16 protein-coding genes are annotated in these 15,600 nt (G+C 62.8%); 4 read left to right on the forward strand and 12 right to left on the reverse strand.

Features of this window, described 5'->3' with window-relative positions; translation table 11 throughout:
- Positions 1-229: 229 nt before the first annotated feature.
- Positions 230-880, forward strand: coding sequence for a glutathione S-transferase family protein (locus AC1RUK_RS16725; protein WP_481840313.1), 651 nt, complete (start codon positions 230-232; stop codon positions 878-880).
- Between the two features lie 99 nt (positions 881-979).
- On the opposite strand, the gene AC1RUK_RS16730 is transcribed toward AC1RUK_RS16725, so the two are convergent.
- The 6 genes from AC1RUK_RS16730 to AC1RUK_RS16755 all read right to left on the reverse strand — a co-directional run bounded on the left by AC1RUK_RS16730 (position 980) and on the right by AC1RUK_RS16755 (position 7,156).
- Positions 980-2,866: a bifunctional sugar phosphate isomerase/epimerase/4-hydroxyphenylpyruvate dioxygenase family protein gene (locus AC1RUK_RS16730; RefSeq protein ID WP_481839477.1), complete on the reverse strand. Its 1,887-nt coding sequence runs from the start codon at positions 2,864-2,866 to the stop codon at positions 980-982.
- A gap of 2 nt (positions 2,867-2,868) precedes the next feature.
- Positions 2,869-3,318 (reverse strand): type II 3-dehydroquinate dehydratase, encoded by a 450-nt coding sequence (locus tag AC1RUK_RS16735; RefSeq protein ID WP_481834734.1) that lies wholly within the window; start codon positions 3,316-3,318, stop codon positions 2,869-2,871.
- A gap of 20 nt (positions 3,319-3,338) precedes the next feature.
- Positions 3,339-4,640, reverse strand: a complete 1,302-nt coding sequence (locus AC1RUK_RS16740; protein ID WP_481834733.1) for a TRAP transporter large permease — start codon at positions 4,638-4,640, stop codon at positions 3,339-3,341.
- Positions 4,637-5,155: a TRAP transporter small permease gene (locus AC1RUK_RS16745; RefSeq protein ID WP_481834732.1), complete on the reverse strand. Its 519-nt coding sequence runs from the start codon at positions 5,153-5,155 to the stop codon at positions 4,637-4,639. Before AC1RUK_RS16745 ends, AC1RUK_RS16740 begins: the two co-directional genes overlap by 4 nt.
- 78 nt (positions 5,156-5,233) lie before the next feature.
- A complete protein-coding gene (dctP, locus tag AC1RUK_RS16750; RefSeq protein WP_436174064.1) occupies positions 5,234-6,220 on the reverse strand; it encodes a TRAP transporter substrate-binding protein DctP in 987 nt (328 codons plus the stop codon).
- Positions 6,221-6,232: 12 nt separating this feature from the next.
- A complete protein-coding gene (locus tag AC1RUK_RS16755) occupies positions 6,233-7,156 on the reverse strand; it encodes a shikimate dehydrogenase (RefSeq protein WP_481834731.1) in 924 nt (307 codons plus the stop codon).
- A 133-nt stretch (positions 7,157-7,289) separates the two neighbouring features.
- On the opposite strand from AC1RUK_RS16755, the gene AC1RUK_RS16760 reads away from it, so the two are divergent.
- Entirely contained in the window at positions 7,290-7,994 is a 705-nt protein-coding gene (locus tag AC1RUK_RS16760) for a TetR/AcrR family transcriptional regulator (RefSeq protein ID WP_436174062.1), read from the forward strand.
- Between the two features lie 46 nt (positions 7,995-8,040).
- Here AC1RUK_RS16760 and AC1RUK_RS16765 read toward each other — a convergent pair whose 3' ends face one another.
- The 4 genes from AC1RUK_RS16765 to AC1RUK_RS16780 form a co-directional block, all read right to left on the reverse strand.
- The gene (locus AC1RUK_RS16765; RefSeq protein ID WP_481834730.1) at positions 8,041-9,663 is read right to left on the reverse strand and encodes an ABC-F family ATP-binding cassette domain-containing protein; all 1,623 of its coding nucleotides are present in this window, start codon (positions 9,661-9,663) and stop codon (positions 8,041-8,043) included.
- Between the two features lie 163 nt (positions 9,664-9,826).
- Positions 9,827-10,570: a 2OG-Fe(II) oxygenase gene (locus AC1RUK_RS16770; RefSeq protein WP_481834729.1), complete on the reverse strand. Its 744-nt coding sequence runs from the start codon at positions 10,568-10,570 to the stop codon at positions 9,827-9,829.
- 146 nt (positions 10,571-10,716) lie between these two features.
- Entirely contained in the window at positions 10,717-11,241 is a 525-nt protein-coding gene (locus AC1RUK_RS16775; protein ID WP_481834728.1) for a carboxymuconolactone decarboxylase family protein, read from the reverse strand.
- Positions 11,242-11,287: 46 nt separating this feature from the next.
- Positions 11,288-11,719, reverse strand: coding sequence for an OsmC family protein (locus AC1RUK_RS16780; protein WP_481834727.1), 432 nt, complete (start codon positions 11,717-11,719; stop codon positions 11,288-11,290).
- A gap of 170 nt (positions 11,720-11,889) precedes the next feature.
- Between AC1RUK_RS16780 and AC1RUK_RS16785 the strand changes: the two genes are divergently transcribed.
- Positions 11,890-12,558, forward strand: coding sequence for a phytochelatin synthase family protein (locus tag AC1RUK_RS16785; RefSeq protein WP_481834726.1), 669 nt, complete (start codon positions 11,890-11,892; stop codon positions 12,556-12,558).
- 153 nt (positions 12,559-12,711) lie between these two features.
- Entirely contained in the window at positions 12,712-13,050 is a 339-nt protein-coding gene (locus AC1RUK_RS16790) for a hypothetical protein (protein ID WP_481834725.1), read from the forward strand.
- Positions 13,051-13,162: 112 nt separating this feature from the next.
- Here the strand turns inward: AC1RUK_RS16790 and AC1RUK_RS16795 are convergent, their stop codons facing one another.
- Both AC1RUK_RS16795 and AC1RUK_RS16800 read right to left on the reverse strand, forming a co-directional pair.
- Entirely contained in the window at positions 13,163-14,656 is a 1,494-nt protein-coding gene (locus AC1RUK_RS16795) for an AMP-binding protein (RefSeq protein WP_481834724.1), read from the reverse strand.
- Between the two features lie 34 nt (positions 14,657-14,690).
- The gene (locus AC1RUK_RS16800; RefSeq protein ID WP_481834723.1) at positions 14,691-15,506 is read right to left on the reverse strand and encodes a p-hydroxycinnamoyl CoA hydratase/lyase; all 816 of its coding nucleotides are present in this window, start codon (positions 15,504-15,506) and stop codon (positions 14,691-14,693) included.
- Between the last annotated feature and the right edge of the window lie 94 nt (positions 15,507-15,600).

A 15,600-nucleotide genomic window follows, 5' to 3' on the forward strand; every position in this document is an offset into this window, starting at 1 on the left:
TTTTGAGACCTTCGCCGACGGAAGGGTTTCAGGTCGTTCTCCGGCAAGGCCACGCGCAGAAGATTCGGACTGCGAATCCCATGGCCAAAGAAAACGCGGTCAGTTGTCGGGAGACGCGCCGGTCGTTCGTCCTCTGGATGCAAAGCGCAAGAACCGGATACCCAACCATCAGAAAGATCGTCGCAATCACGCACATCGACAGCGTCATGCAATCACCCGGAGCTTTCCAATGACCCCCACCATCACAGCCTTTGAACGGTCGCCCGACCGCGGCAGGGGACAGGCACGTGACATGCGCGTTCGCTGGGCGCTCGAAGAAGTGGGGCAAGCTTACGATGTTCGTCTTGTTTCGTTCAGCGCGATGAAGGAACCCGCGCATCGTGCGCTTCAGCCTTTCGGGCAGATCCCGACCTATGAAGAAGGTGATCTTGCTCTGTTCAACTCGGGGGCGATCGTGTTCCATATCGCGGAGCGCAATGCGGGCCTGCTGCCGGACGATTCGAAGGCCCGGGCGCGCGCGATCACATGGATGTTTGCCGCTGTCAGCTCGCTGGAGCCGCCGATCGTTGATCGGGAAACCGCCATCCTCCAGGAGCGCGACGAGGCCTGGCACAGGCAGCGCCTGCCCATGGTCGAGGATCGCATCCGTGGCCGGCTGGGCGAACTCTCCGATCGCCTTGGCGATGCCGACTGGCTCGACGGTGCGTTCAGCGCCGGTGACCTTCTGATGGTGATGGTGCTGCGCAGGTTGAACCGATCGGCTCTTCTGGACGAATATCCCAACCTCTCCGCCTATGTCGCCCGCGGCGAAGCGCGGCCGGCCTTCAAGCGCGCTTTCGATGCGCAATTGGCGGTTTTCACCGCCGCATCGACCGGCTGATCGGGTCTGTCCTGGTCACTTGAGCCATCGACGCGAATGTGCGGCTCTAGCCAGCGTTGCCCAAAGTGGACATTTCGCGTTTCTGTCGCGTCGTGGCAGTCAGACCCTTGGCATACCTTTTGGCCGCAGTGTTCGCTTCTGGGCGGCAATGCGGAACGGAGCATTGGCTGCCCCGTAGCCTCGATAGCCGCGACGCTCGACGATCTCGAAGAAGAAACCTTCGCCATAGGTCTGGCTGTAGAGCTGGAAATAGTCGCCGCCCTCATCGCGATCGAAGAGGATGTTTCGATTCCGCAACCGGTTGGTGAATTCCGGGTCGAGGCCGTGGCGCGCTTCGAGATCGTCGTAGTAGTTCGGTGAAATTTCCAGCGCATTGAAGCCGAGGTCGGCCAGGCGGGCGGCGGTTTGGAAAATATCGCGGCTGGCGAAGGCCAGATGCTGCATGCCGGAGCCGAAGCTCTCGGCGACAAAATGGCCGGCCAGCGTCCTGCGGTTCTCCGCACCGTTCAAGGTAAGCCGAAGCCGGCCACCATCGTCGCTCTCCACGACCTGGCTGCGCACGACGCCGGCCGGATCGATCACATCCACCATGGGCAATTTTCTCGTCCTGAAGATCGATGTGTAAAAAAGCAGCCAGGTCAGCATCTCCTCATAGTTCATCGATTGAGCGAGGTGGTCGATTGCCATCAGCCCGGCATCGTCGCCTGCGTCGGCGACCGGCTCGAATTCAATCTCCCAGACTTTTGCCAACTCGCTCTTGCCGTCGATGAAGTAGATCACACCGCCTCCGACCCCGCGTATTGCCGGTATCGCCAGCTCATCAGGGCCATGGCGCTGTTCAAAGGGCTCGGCGCCCAATGCGCGAGCGCGGGCCACAGTTGCGGCCGCATCGTCGACTTTCAATCCGAACGCATAGGCAGAAGCGCCGTGAACGAGATACGAGGAGTGCGCCAGCCCTTCTTTTTCGGTGTTGACGACAATGTTGATATCGCCCTGGCGAAGCCGCACCACATCCTTGTTCTTATGGCGGCCGACCAGCGAGAACCCCATGGCGCGCAGCAACAGCACCAACTCTTCAGCCTCGGTCTCGTTTGCGGCGAACTCGACGAATTCGATGCCGCTGACCGCGACACGTTCCGGCAAGGCAGGCACGTCGATCGCGATGTCCGGCTCGGCGCGTGCAACCTGGTCCATTAGGTATATCAGGGACCTGTGGCCATCGACCGCGATAGACCTGGGCGATCCACCGCGGAACTGGTCGTTGAATATTTCGAGCGACAACGGCCCGTCGTAGCCGGTTGCCGCGACCGCTCGCATGAAGTCGACCACGGGCAGATCACCTTCACCCGGCATGTTCCGGAAATGGCGGCTCCAGTACAGCAGGTCCATATCAATCAGCGGAGCGTCGGCAAGCTGGACGATGAAGATGCGATCGCCTGGGATGGCGCGGATCGTCTCGACATCCACCCGCCGAGCCAGGGTGTGGAAGGAGTCAAGGATCAGTCCGATGTTGGGATGGTTCGCCCGCCTGACAATCTCCCATGCGTCGCGATGGTCGCTGATATGCCTCCCCCAGGCCAGCGCCTCGTAGCCGACGCGAAGGCCGCGCCGTCCTGCCCGTTCGCCGAGTTCGCGGAAATCGTCGGCGGCACGGTCGATCCCGCCTACCGCCAGCGGCGAGACGTTGGAACACACGAGCATCAGGTCCGTGCCGAGTTCTTGCATGAGGTCGAACTTGCGCTCCGCTCGATCGAAGGCGCGCGAACGTTGCTGTTCGGGCATTCCTTCGAAATCGCGGAAGGGCTGGAACAGTGTGATCTCCAGGCCATGATCCCTGATCATCCGCCCGACTTCGGCAGGGCTGCCGTCGAAGGCAAGAAAGTCATTCTCGAATATTTCCACCCCATCGAAGCCGGCCGCAGCGATGGCCGCGAGCTTCTCAAGCAAATTGCCGCTGATCGACACGGTGGCGATGGAGGTCTTCAAGGTCATGACACCTTCGATGCCGCCGCTTGCAGATCCAAGACCGCACGAACCGCGACAGGATAGCCGCGCGGGCCTAGCCCTGCGATGACCGCCGTCGCGACCTTCGACACGTAGGAATGGTGATAGTGAGCCTCACGTCTGTGAATGTTCGAGATGTGAAGCTCGACGATCGGGCCGGAGAACATTTTTAGAGCGTCGAGGATCGCAATCGACGTGAAGGAGAGACCGGCCGGGTTGATGACGATCCCGGCTCCCTCGTCGATCGCTTCGTGGATCCAGTCGATGATCTGACCTTCGCTGTTCGACTGATGGAAGCGAACGGGCGTGACGCCAGCCGCATCCCGGCAGAAGGCTTCGATTTCGGCCAGCGTTGTCGTGCCGTAGATTTCCGGTTCGCGCTTGCCGAGCCGGTTCAAGTTCGGGCCGTTGATCACGTAGATGGACTTCGCCATGACGGCTCCTTTGTCTTCGATCAGCCCTGGTAACCCAGCAGCCGGGGCAGCCAGAGCACGAGCTCCGGGAAAAAAGTGATGAGAGCCAGCGAAGCGATCATCGCCCACAGGAACGGAAGCACGTCGCGGACGATGTCCTTCAGCGGTACTTCGGCGATCCTCGTCATGATGAACAGCAGCAAACCGTATGGCGGCGTCACCAGGCCGAGCATGATGTTGACCACCACCATGACGCCGAAATGCACCATGTCGATGCCGAGGGCGCGCGCTGTCGGGATGAGGACGGGCACGATCACGAGGAGAATCGTGGTGCCTTCAAGTACGCAGCCGAGCAGCAGGAGCAGGATATTGACCAGGATCAAGAAGCCGATGGGCGAAAGATCCCAGCTAGTGAGAATGGCCTTGATCGATTCCGGGATGTTCTCGACGGTGACCACATAATTGAAGACCAGGGCGCCGGCGATCAGCATTCCGATCGAGGCCGAGGTGCGCGCGCTGGCCAGCACGGAACGGTAGAAATCGGCGAAACTCACACTGCGGTAGAGCACGACAGAGATGACCAGAGCATAGGCCGCGGCCACGGCCGCCGCTTCGGTCGGCGTGGTAGCGCCGGTGTAAATGCCGCCGAGCAGGACGACCGGCATCATGAGCGAGGGGAAGGCACGCCAGGTAATGCCCGGCAGTTCGCGCAGCGGTGTCGGCGCTTCGACCGGAAAGTTGTTGCGCTGCGCCTGGTATGCCACGATCCCCATCTGCGCCGCCGCCATCAGCAGGCCGGGGATGACGCCGCCGAGGAACAGGTAGCCGATCGAGGCATCGGACACGAGCGCATAGATGACCATGGGGATCGACGGCGGGATGATCGGCCCGATGACTGAGGTCACAGCCGTCAGCGCCGCTGCGTAGCTCGGCGTGTACTTGCCGTCCTTGGTCATCATCATCTGCATCATCTTGCCGGTGCCGGCAGCATCGGCGATGGCCGATCCCGACATGCCCGCAAAAATGATGCTCTGGACGACGTTGACGTAGGCAAGCCCGCCCCGGAACCGACCGACCACGGCATCGCAGAAGCGCAGCAGGCGCTCCGTCATCGAGCCGATGTTCATCAGCTCCGCAGCCAGGATGAACAGTGGCACGGCGAGGATGATGTAGTTGTTGTACATCCCGTTCAGCAACTGCTCGGCCGCCGTCCCCATATCGAGCCCTGTCAGCAGCAGATAGAGGATCGAGCCGGCGATCATGGAGTGCCCGATCGGCAGCCCGAGAAAGGCAAGCAAGGTGATCGCGACGACCGAGATCGAGAACGGGCTGGCGAAATTCATACGCCCGACCCCGCCTTGGTGGGATCGAACTCCTTTGGCGCCTTGCCGAACACGGCCTGCCAGGACAGCCAGAGGTAGCGGACAATGATAGCCAAGACGAAGATGACGTAGATCGAGAACAGCCAGTCGAAGCGGATCTTCAGGTAGGCGGTCTTTTCGACCTTCATGAACGTCACGTAGTCGAGCACGGCAGGAAACGAAATCGCATAAAGCGCAATCAGCGATGTAGCCGCGATGAGGAACATGATGCGGCGAACACGCGGTGGGGCCGATGCGTAAAAGAGATCGAAGCGGATTTCCTCCTCCTCGCGCACAACGAAGGCTGCACCCCACAGCACCAGCCAGATCCACAGGATCACGCTGATTTCGTTGGTCCAGCCGATCGGCATGTTGAGCAGGTAGCGAAAGACGATCTGCAGCAGGAATGCCGCGAACATGGCCGCCAGCATGACGGCCAGGACGTTTTCGGCGCGCCGGTACAGCCAGCGGCCGAGGTTTCGGAGCGAAGGGTTCACGAGGGCTTCTCCGCCTGTGAAAGCCATAAATGGAATGGAGGAGGTGCGATGGACAGCAATGCCCGCCGCACCTGCGGCCTAGAGCGCGTTGATCTTGTCGACCATGCCGGCCGGCCAGTCCTTGGCGAGGTCCGACGACAGGTATTTCTCCTGAGCGTATTTGCGGAACGCAGCGATGTCGGGCTCGTAGAGCTTGAGGCCCTTGCCCTTGAACAGCTCGACCAGCTCCTTCTCGCGCGCCAGGTGTTTTTGCGTGCTGAATTCGATGGCGGCGTCGGCGGCGGCCTGGAACTTCGCCTGCTTGTCGGCGCCCATGTCATCCCACACCTTCTTCGACACGGTCAGCAGATCGAAGCCGACCAGGTGCGATGTCAGCACGATCTGCGACATGACCTCATAGAATTTCATGTTCTCGACATTCGGCAGCGGATTGTCCTGGCCGTCGATCGCACCGGTCTGCAGCCCGGTGTAGACCTCGGCGTAAGCCATCGCGACGGGATTGGCTCCGAGAGCGGCGCCGAGGAACTGCCAGGCGTCGCCACCGGGCATGCGCAGCTTGATGCCTGCCATGTCGGCCGGCGTGGTTATCTTCTTGTCCGGCTTGAGGCCGATCTGCCGGGCGCCGAAATAAGTCGGCCCGAGCACGCGCACGCCAAGCTGGTCCTCGGTCATCTTCTTCATCTCTGCGCCGAGATCGCCGGCGAAGAAGGTTTTCAGATGCGCGGCGTCGCGAAACAAATAGGCGGCTGTGACAATCGACCATGCCGGGATCTGCTTGGAGATATCCTGCGGTGCGATGTTGCCCATCTCAAGATTGCCGCGCTGCAGGGCGACGAGCTCGGTACCCTGCTTGAACAGATTGCCGCCGTAGTAACCCTCAAAGACGAAGTCGTCCTTGATCGCGTCGGCGAACATTTTCATCATGTCGGCGCGGATGTCCTGCTCGGAGAAAACGGCCGAGAAGCGCAGTTTCGGCTTGTCCTGGGCGAGTGCCGGAAAGGCTGCGGTCGTGGCGAGCAGGCCGGCCCCGACCAGGAGTTCGCGGCGTGTTGCATTGAAAGTCATGTTCTTTCCTCCCTATTGGCTATTGTCCAAATCTGTGGCGGCTGGCCCACGGCCCCTCCCAAAGGCGGCAAACGCCGCCTTCATCCGTTCAACATCGGGCGCAAGCCCGGTGAAAAGCTCAAAAGCCCGCACCGCCTGGAACACGGCCATGCCCTCGCCACTGAGCGTGCGGCAGCCCTGTTGCCGTGCCGTCCTGAGCAGTTCCGTTTCGAGCGGCAGGTAGACGATGTCGGCCACCCAGCACTCCGGTCGCAATAGTTCTGCGGCGATCGGCATGCCGGGCAACTTTGCCATGCCGACCGGTGTCGCGTTGACGATGCCGTCTGCGCGACCCGAGGCCGCAGCGAGGTCGGTTACCACCTCCACCTTTTGGGTGCCGCCGGCCGACCTAAGCCGGGACGCCAGCGCTTCGGCCCGATCAGTCTGCACGTCGGTTACAAGCAGCGTCTCGACGCCGCTTTCCAACAAAGCCTGGGCCACCGCTGCGCCGGCGCCGCCGGCTCCCAGCAGCAGTACCTCGCGAAGCTTCTGTCCGGCCAGCCCGTGGCGGAAACTCTCCTTGAATCCCCACTTGTCGGTGTTGTGGCCGATGCGTCGGCCGCCCCGGAACACCACGGTGTTGACCGAGCCAAGCATCTCGGCCGCCTCGGAAAGTTCGTCGAGCAGCGGGATGATTTCCTGTTTGTAGGGGAACGTGACGTTGAAGCCAGTGAAGCCGAAGTGCTCGGCAAAGGTGATGAGATCGGCCAAAGGAGGCGCAGTCTCGCCCATCGTTTCTGTATCGAGCAGCGTATAAACGCAGGAGAGCCCCTGGGCGCGGCCTTCCGCCTCGTGCATCGCGGGCGTCCTGGAAAGCTGAATTCCACGCCCGAGCAAGCCGACCAATACGCGGCGCGAGCCGGGAGATGTTTCCCGGTTCTCGACAGTGGTGGCCAATAGGGCCAAACGATCCTCCCAATCGAACTGGGCACACTTTGTACCAGTTAGTTAATTGCGTCAACAGCTTTGTACCATTCGGTTAATTTGCTAGGCTATGCTATGTGCCGATCCACGGTTGCGAGAAGCGGACATGAATGACGACATGATGCTGAACGAGAAGGCGGCGGCAGGCGGCCGCAGCGGGTGGAAGCAGGATCCCGCCGGCGTTCAAAAGAACATACTGGCGGTGGCGATGACCGAGTTTGCCGCAAATGGTCTGTCCGGTGCGCGCATCGACGAGATCGCAGCTAAGACGCACACGTCAAAGCGGATGATTTACTACTATTTCGGCGACAAGGAACGGCTCTACGGCCGGGTCCTCGAGGAAGCCTACCGGCAGGTTCGAACCGGCGAGGAGGCGTTGGAGCTTGATCACCTGCCGCCGGTCGAGGCACTCAAGCGGCTCGCCGAGTTCACATTCGATCATCACAGCCGCCATCCGGATTTCATCAGGATCGTGATGATCGAAAACATCCATCATGGCCTGTATCTCGAACAGTCTAAGCTGATCGGACTGTTGAATGCAGGGGCTATTCAAAAGCTCGAGGCGATTTGCCAGCGCGGGCGCGCGGATGGTCTTTTCCGGGAAGACGTGTCGCCCCTCGAACTGCATTGGCACATCAGCGCGTCGAGCTTCTTCAACGTCTCCAACCGGGCCACCTTCTCGCGCATTTTTGGCAGCACACTCTACACCGTGGACGGGCAGCGCTCACTGCGAGATCATCTGGTGGAAATGGTCGTCGGCCTCGCGCTGAAACCCGAGCGCATGAAAGGGCGCGCTCATGCGCGTCCCTGACCGCTGTGCTTTCCCTGAGAGGCTGGTTGGGGCAATAGCCCTCCCCCTAGCTCCTCAGCCCCGGCGCTTCCTGCCCGGTGCGCTCGACATATTCCGTATAGCCGCCGCCATAGGTGTGGATGCCTTTGGGTGTCAGTTCGAGCACGCGGTTGGAAAGCGCCGCCAGGAAGTGGCGGTCGTGCGAGACGAACAGCATCGTGCCTTCATACTGCGACAGCGCGGTGATCAGCATCTCCTTGGTGGCGATGTCGAGGTGGTTGGTCGGCTCGTCCAGCACCAGCAGATTGGGCGGATCGAACAGCATCAGCGCCATCACCAGCCGGGCCTTTTCGCCGCCCGAAAGCACGCGGCATTTCTTCTCGATCTCGTCGCCGGAAAAGCCGAAGCAGCCGGCAAGCGCGCGCAGCGGCGCCTGGCCGGCTTGCGGGAACGCGTCCTCCAGCGTCTGGAAGACGGTGCGCTCGCCCTCCAGCACTTCCATGGCGTGCTGGGCGAAATATCCCATCTTGACGCTCGGCCCACGTGCCACCGTGCCCGCATCCGGATCGGACGCGCCGGCGACCAGCTTCAACAGCGTCGACTTGCCGGCGCCGTTGACGCCCATGATGCACCAGCGCTCGCGGCGGCGGACCTGGAAGTCCAGCCCCTCATAGATGGTGCGGCTGCCGTAGCCTTTGTGCACGTTCTTCAACGTCACCACGTCCTCGCCGCAGCGCGGTGCCGGCTGGAATTCGAAATTGACGATCTGGCGGCGCTTGGGCGGCTCGACGCGGTCGATCTTGTCCAGCTTCTTCACCCGGCTCTGCACCTGCGCGGCATGCGAAGCGCGCGCCTTGAAGCGTTCGATGAAAGCGATCTCCTTGGCCAGCATCGCCTGCTGGCGTTCGAACTGCGCCTGTTGCTGCTTGTCGGCGATCGCGCGCTGCTGCTGGTAGAATTCGTAGTTGCCGGAATAGGCGGTGAGCGAGCCGGCGTCGATCTCCACCACCTTGTTGACGATGCGGTTCATAAACTCGCGGTCGTGCGAGGTCATCAGCAGCGCGCCGTCATAACCCTTGAGGAACTGCTCCAGCCAGATCAGGCTTTCAAGGTCGAGATGGTTGCTCGGCTCGTCGAGCAGCATGACATCGGGGCGCATCAGAAGGATGCGGGCCAGCGCCACGCGCATCTTCCAGCCGCCCGACAGCTTGCCGACGTCGCCGTCCATCATCTCCTGGGAAAAGCCGAGGCCATCCAACACCTCGCGCGCGCGGCCGTCCAGCGCATAGCCGTCGAGTTCCTCGAAACGGTGCTGCGCCTCGCCATATTTTTCTATGATCTCATCCATCCGGTCGGCCTGGTCGGGATCGGCCATGGCCGCCTCGAGTTCCGCCATTTCGGCCGCCACGTCGCTGACCGGCCCGGCGCCGTTCATCACTTCGGCCACCGCGCTGTGGCCTGCCATGTCGCCAACATCCTGGCTGAAGTAACCAATAGTGACGCCGCGATCGACTTGCACCTGGCCCTCGTCGGGCTGTTCCTCGCCATTGATCATGCGGAACAAAGTCGTCTTGCCGGCGCCGTTGGGGCCGACAAGGCCAACCTTCTCGCCCTTCTGCAGCGCGGCCGAAGCCTCGATGAAGACGATCTGCCGGCCGTTCTGCTTGCCGATGCTTTCGAGACGAATCATGGGGTGTTCCGGGAGGCCGATGCGAGGTTGAGGGATTTGCCCGGGGCCATACGCGAATGAGGGGAGTAAGGGAATAGGGCAGTACGGCAGTAGGGGAACAAGGAAGGGGCGATCCCTACTGCCCTACTGCCCTACTGCCCTACTGCCCTACTGCCCTACTGCCCTACTTCGCGTCGTGGAAGATAATCCCCATCGTGTGCCGCATCCCCGAACGCAGGCGGCTGACGCCGTGCCTGAGATTGACGCGATAATGGCCCTTGGTGCCTTGCACCGGGCGGTTGTGGACGGTGAAGATCACCGCATCGCCTTGGGTAAGCGGCACCACTTCGGCGCGGCTCTGCATGCGTGGGCGCTGCGCGGTCAGCACGAACTCGCCACCGGTGAAATCCCTGCCCGGCTCCGATAGCAGGATCGCCACCTGCAGCGGAAAGGCGAGATCGCCATAGAGGTCCTGGTGCAGGCAGTTGAAGTCGCCGGGGACATATTGCAGCAAAAGCGGCGTCGGCCGCGTCTGACCGTTGTCGTGGCATTGCTTCAGGAAGGCTGCGTGGTCTGCGGGATAGCGCTGGGCCAGCCCCAAGCGCTCGTTCCAATCGTTGGCGACCTCGGCCAGGCGCGGATAGAGCGCGGTGCGCAAGGCGCCGATCAGGTCAGGTAAAGGGTAACTGAAATAGCGGTACTCACCCTTGCCGAAGCCGTGGCGTGCCATGTGCACATGACTGCGGAAGTGCCCTTCCTGCGGATAGAGCGCCGCGATCTCGGCGCATTCCTCGGGCGAGAGCAGCTTTTCCATGACGGCGCAGCCATGGTTGTTCAGCTCGCTGGCCAGTTCGTACCAATCCTGATCGCGGACGCGCGCCTCCGCCGAACGTGTCGCGCGTTTCGCGCTTATCGAATGGATGGTCATGGGTTTCGCTCACGATCGTCTGCCTGCCGCGAAGATGGGGCGGACGGCGGGTGCCAGCCACCCGTTTCCTGCGGAAGTGACGGTGGTGACGCTGCCAATCTCCCCGCTTGCGGGGGAGATTGGCTCTCCTTCGCCCTCGCCAACCTTCACCGCTTGCGATACCCCTCCAGCTCCGGATCGAGATCGACCCGTACTGCGTTGGTGAACACGCAGGTCGCCACCATGATGCCGGCGAAGGCGACGAGATTGACCAGCGTCGGCTCATCGTAGCGTGCCTTCAGCCCGGCCCAGATAGCATCGGAAACCGTGTTGGCTTCGGTGGCGATCGCCGTGCCGAAGTCGATCAGCAGTGCTTCGTCGGTCGTGGGTTCGATGCCCTCTGGGTCGAGCCCTGAGTCGATCAGCGCGCGGCGGAAGAAGGTGACGGGGATCTCGGCCCGGGAGGCCTCGGAAATCGCCAGCGACAGCAGCCAGATCGCGCGATCGCCGAGCGTGGGTCTGAGCAGGTCGCGCAAGGTGAACCATTCGGCATAGATACGGTGGGCGGCCGGCGAGTGCAGTTGGATGCGCTTCATGTTGGTCATGCGGCCGCGCAGGCGAAGCTCCTCGTCATGCGCGGCGCGGATTTCTTCAGATGCCGTGGCGTAGGCGATCGGCCGGATCATGGCCATGGGATTTGTCCTTGGGTTGGTGGCGGCCCTTTGAGGAACCGAGCCTTCAGAAGCTCCCGCCAAGCGTGGCATGCAGTTCCGGCGGCGTGCGCAGCGTGTTGCTCACCGTGCAGATCGTCTCGGCGTCCTCGACAATCCGCTGCCTCGTCGCTTCATCGAGGTCGCCCGAAATGTCGAGCGTGATCGAAATCCGGCCGACGCGGGAAGGGTCGCCCTCCGCCTTTTCGCCTGACACATCGGCGCGCACCTCGCCAAGGCTGGCGGCGACGCCGAGCCGCGTGGCGGCGATGCGAGCGCTCAGCACCATGCAGGTAGCCAAAGAGGCGTAGAGCAGGTCGAGCGGATTGAAGCCCGGCGCGCTGACCGCGGTCACGACATCGACCATGCCGCCGGTCGGCGTGGTGACGACCGGCAGGCCGCCTTGCGGCAGGACGGCCAGTGCGCCGGTGACGCGGGTCCTCACCTTGAGTTCACTCATTTCGGATCCTTTCACTGGCTGTCCGGGAACGGGGGCCGCCGCCGTGGCGCGCGCCCCGCGCTGTTGCCGCTATATGGTACGCCCAAGGACGACGCTGCAAATATCGACGGATGTCTCCGATTTCGCTACGCTGTGACATCTTCTGCATAGCCCTGTTTCGAGGTTCGGCAATGAAGCGCAGTCTCGCCTTTGGTTTGATTGCAATTGCCGGCCTTGGCCTGCTCGGCGGCAGCGCACTGTTGCTTGTCGGTCAGACCGCGGTTTCGCCGGACGCAATCCAGTCGTCGGTTATCCGTACCCCTGCGCTGATCGACAGCGCCTGGAAGTTGCCGGTGGCGGCCACGTTCAACGCCGGCCTTGACTGGCAATCGAACGGCTCGCGGTGCGGTCCGGCCAGCGTCGCAAACACATTCCGCTCCATCGGCGAGGAGGAGACAAGCGAGGCCGAAGTCCTCGAGGGCACGGGAAAGTGCTGGACAGGCTTTTGCATCATCGGGCTCACGCTGGACGAGGTTGCCGAGGTCGCCCGAACGAAGACCAGCCGGAAAGTCTCCGTGCTGCGGGACCTGAGCGCCGACGAATTCCGCGAGCACATGAAGCGGGCCAACGACCCCGGCCGCCGCTACATCATCAACTTCACCCGCGAGAAGATCTTCGGCGCCGGCAGCGGCCATTTTTCCCCGATCGGTGGCTATCTGGAGGCCGAGGACATGGTTTTCGTCCTCGATGTCAACGAGCGCTACAAGCCCTGGCTGGTCGAGCGTGAACGCCTGTTCTCGGCCATGGACACTATCGACAGCGATGGCGACAAGAAGCGCGGCTTGCTGCTGATCGAGTGACAACGAGAGCGACGCCTGGGGTATCCAGGGCATAAAAAATTGCCCGATTTCAAGCCGAATAAGCGCGAAGGTGCAGCTTCCCTATGTGGGCTCATTCACACGGCCGCAAGGCGCCGACTGCTATATTGGCCTCTTCGCACAATGGAGGCTCAGATGAGGTTCGTCGCAGTGCAGGAGCCGCCTGACACCTGGGCGGTGTTTGACACGACCGTCGACGAGCCCACCGACTACTCTGGTCGCGTCCTTTTTGGTTTGACGTTGAGTGAGGCGCAATGGTTCGCCGCTATAGCAAATGATGAAGTTTCATGGCGGGAAAGCAACCCATCGGGTGCGCACCAGCGCCTGGTCGGCTGCTCATCTGCCAGTTTGCTTGCCGGCGCTGGTTCAGGCTCTTACGGCCTTTGGCAAGACAGGCAGCGCGCCTGGCCGCTTCCCGCCTCCTGCTTGTGGGACAGGGAAGACGTCTCCCCGCAGCCACCGATTTGCAACTAGAGCAATTTCAGGAAAAGTGTGAAACGGTTTTCCGTTCGGAATTGCGTCAAAACAAAGAGATAGAGCGGTTCCGCGTTTCCGTGAAATGATGAACCGCTCCAGGGGATCGCGGTCAGCGCTTCCACTCGCGCAGGATGTGCTTCTGGATCTTGCCGGACGCGGTGCGCGGCAGGGTTTCGGTGAGCAGATATTCCTTCGGCACCTTGTAGCGGGCGATGCGGGCTGCGCAGTGGTCGGCCAGCGCGGCCGGGTCGGGAACGCAGCCAGGCTTTGCCACGACGAAGGCGCGCCCGACCTCGCCCCAGCGTTCGTCGGCGATGCCGATGACGGCCGCTTCGGCGATGTCGGGATGGTCGAGCAGCACGATCTCGACTTCGGCCGGGTAGACGTTCTCGCCGCCCGAGATGAACATGTCCTTGCGGCGGTCGACCAGGGTGACGAAGCCGTCTTCGTCGCGGCGCGCGATGTCGCCGGTGCGCAGCCAGCCGTCTGCGGTGAAGGCCTGCGCCGTCTCCTGCGGCCGGTTCCAGTAGCCCGGCGTGATGCTGGGGCCGCTGAGCCAGATCTCGCCAGCCTCGCCCACGGCAACGTCGCGCCCGCCATCGTCGACGACACGCAGCGAGACCGACTGCCCCGTCAGGCCGGACGAGCCAGCCTTGCGGGCGATCTGGTCCACCTCCGGAGGCATGCAGAGCACGGTGCCGGCCTCGGTCATGCCGTAGCCGTCTGCCATGCGGATGCCCTGCGCCAGCCACCAGCCGATCTCGGCGGCGGGGTTCGGCGCGCCGCCGGTGAAGATCGCGGTCAGCGATGTCCAGCGCGCCGGCTCGAAATCGGCGCCATCGCGCAGCATCTTTGCCATTTGCGGCACGCAGAAATAGTGGGTGACGCCGAGCGCGGGATCGGCAAGGCGCCGGTTGGTGAGGCCGGGATCGAAGCCCGGCGCAATCAGCACCGTGCCGCCCTGCAGCAGCGTAGGACGCAGGCAGGTGATGAGGCCGATGACATGGAACATCGGCGCGTCGCATAGGAAGACGCTGGCATGGCCGACGCGGCCGAGCACGCCGAAATTGACCGCGGTGGCGAAGGCATTGGCCTCGGTGAGGATGACGCCTTTCGGCCGGCCCGACGTGCCCGACGTGTAGAGGATGATCGATGGGCGGTCGGCGGCCGGCAAGGCGCGGCGTGGCGCCGGCGCCTGCTGCTCCACTGTGGCCTGGAAATGCTCGGCATCGAGTACAGCACAGCCGGGCGGCAGCGCAATGTCGAGTTCGATATCATGGAGCAGAATGGCAGGATCGCAGTCGGCCAGGATCGCCTGCCGCTCGGGCGCAGCGAGACGCCAGTTGACCGGCACGAAGATGGCGCCCAGCCGCATGGCAGCCTGCTGCAGGATGAGGAGATCGGCGCTGTTGCGGGCAAACGTGACGATCCGGTGGCCCGGCTCGATGCCGTAACCATCGAGAACGGAAATGGCGCGTTGAATGGCCTCGTCGAGCGCCGCATAGGTCCAGCGCCGACCGGAGGCCAGGTCGACGCAGGCGAGGCGCTCGGGCTGAGTTCTTGCATGCAAGGCTACGGGGTCAGATGTCGTCCAGGCCGGCATTCGCAACTCCTCCCAGATTGCGTCGTCTATCGGCTCATCTCGCCTTGTCGTAGGCGCCGAGGCCGGGCTTGTAGCTCTTTTCGTCGATGAACTGGCGGATGCCTTCCTTGCGGCCCTGACTGTCGAAGGAATTGGCCGCCTCCTGCGCGCGCACCAGATAGTCCTCGGCATTGTCGTAAGTCATCTCGGCAACGCGGCGGATGGCATCCTTGGTCGCCTTCAAGGCAACGGGGTTCTTCTTCAGCAAGGTGCGGGCGACCTCGGCGACGCGCGCCTTCAGGCCTTCCAGCGGCAGGCTTTCATTGACCAGCTTCCAGGCCGCCGCCTTCCGGCCGTCGATGAGCTCGCCGGTCAGCGCATGATACATGGCATCGCGCATCGAGAGCAGGTCGACCACCACCTTGGTGGCGCCGCCGCCGGGCAGGATGCCCCAGTTGATCTCCGAAAGCGCGAACTGCGCCTCGTCGGCGGCGAAGGCGAGGTCGCAAGCGAATAGCGGGCCGTAGCCGCCGCCAAAACACCAGCCATTGACCATGGCGATGGTCGGCACGCGGTACCAGCGCAGGCGCCGCCACCAGCCATACGCCTCCGCCTGCGCCTTGCGCACGGCACCGAGGCCCCTGGCTTCGGTCTCGCGAAAATATTCCTTCAGGTCCATGCCCGCCGACCAGGCATTGCCTTTGCCGGACAGCACGAGCACGCCGACATCGTCGCGGAATTCGAGCTGATCGAGAACCTCCATCATGCGCCGGTTGAGCGCCGGGTTCATGCAGTTGCGCTTTTCGGGGCGGTTGAAGCGCACCCAGGCGATGCCGTCCTCGATGTCGAATGCAACGGTTTCTTCGCTCATGGCAACTCCCCTTCTGCTGCTTTCCGGGAGGCAGGCGCTGCATGGCGCTTCTCCCCTACCCTGCGTCCTGTCGGTCAGTTGACCTCAATCCGTC

It is taken from the genome of Mesorhizobium monacense (assembly GCF_056781675.1).

Bases quoted from the DNA above. Each gene is read 5' to 3' on its own strand.
- AC1RUK_RS16725 (WP_481840313.1), top strand. From the start codon at position 230: ATGACCCCCACCATCACAGCCTTTGAACGGTCGCCCGACCGCGGCAGG.
- AC1RUK_RS16735 (WP_481834734.1), bottom strand. From the start codon at position 3,318: ATGGCGAAGTCCATCTACGTGATCAACGGCCCGAACTTGAACCGGCTC.
- AC1RUK_RS16740 (WP_481834733.1), bottom strand. From the start codon at position 4,640: ATGAATTTCGCCAGCCCGTTCTCGATCTCGGTCGTCGCGATCACCTTG.
- dctP (WP_436174064.1), bottom strand. From the start codon at position 6,220: ATGACTTTCAATGCAACACGCCGCGAACTCCTGGTCGGGGCCGGCCTG.
- AC1RUK_RS16760 (WP_436174062.1), top strand. From the start codon at position 7,290: ATGAATGACGACATGATGCTGAACGAGAAGGCGGCGGCAGGCGGCCGC.
- AC1RUK_RS16765 (WP_481834730.1), bottom strand. From the start codon at position 9,663: ATGATTCGTCTCGAAAGCATCGGCAAGCAGAACGGCCGGCAGATCGTC.
- AC1RUK_RS16770 (WP_481834729.1), bottom strand. From the start codon at position 10,570: ATGACCATCCATTCGATAAGCGCGAAACGCGCGACACGTTCGGCGGAG.
- AC1RUK_RS16775 (WP_481834728.1), bottom strand. From the start codon at position 11,241: ATGGCCATGATCCGGCCGATCGCCTACGCCACGGCATCTGAAGAAATC.
- AC1RUK_RS16780 (WP_481834727.1), bottom strand. From the start codon at position 11,719: ATGAGTGAACTCAAGGTGAGGACCCGCGTCACCGGCGCACTGGCCGTC.
- AC1RUK_RS16785 (WP_481834726.1), top strand. From the start codon at position 11,890: ATGAAGCGCAGTCTCGCCTTTGGTTTGATTGCAATTGCCGGCCTTGGC.
- AC1RUK_RS16790 (WP_481834725.1), top strand. From the start codon at position 12,712: ATGAGGTTCGTCGCAGTGCAGGAGCCGCCTGACACCTGGGCGGTGTTT.
- AC1RUK_RS16795 (WP_481834724.1), bottom strand. From the start codon at position 14,656: ATGCCGGCCTGGACGACATCTGACCCCGTAGCCTTGCATGCAAGAACT.
- AC1RUK_RS16800 (WP_481834723.1), bottom strand. From the start codon at position 15,506: ATGAGCGAAGAAACCGTTGCATTCGACATCGAGGACGGCATCGCCTGG.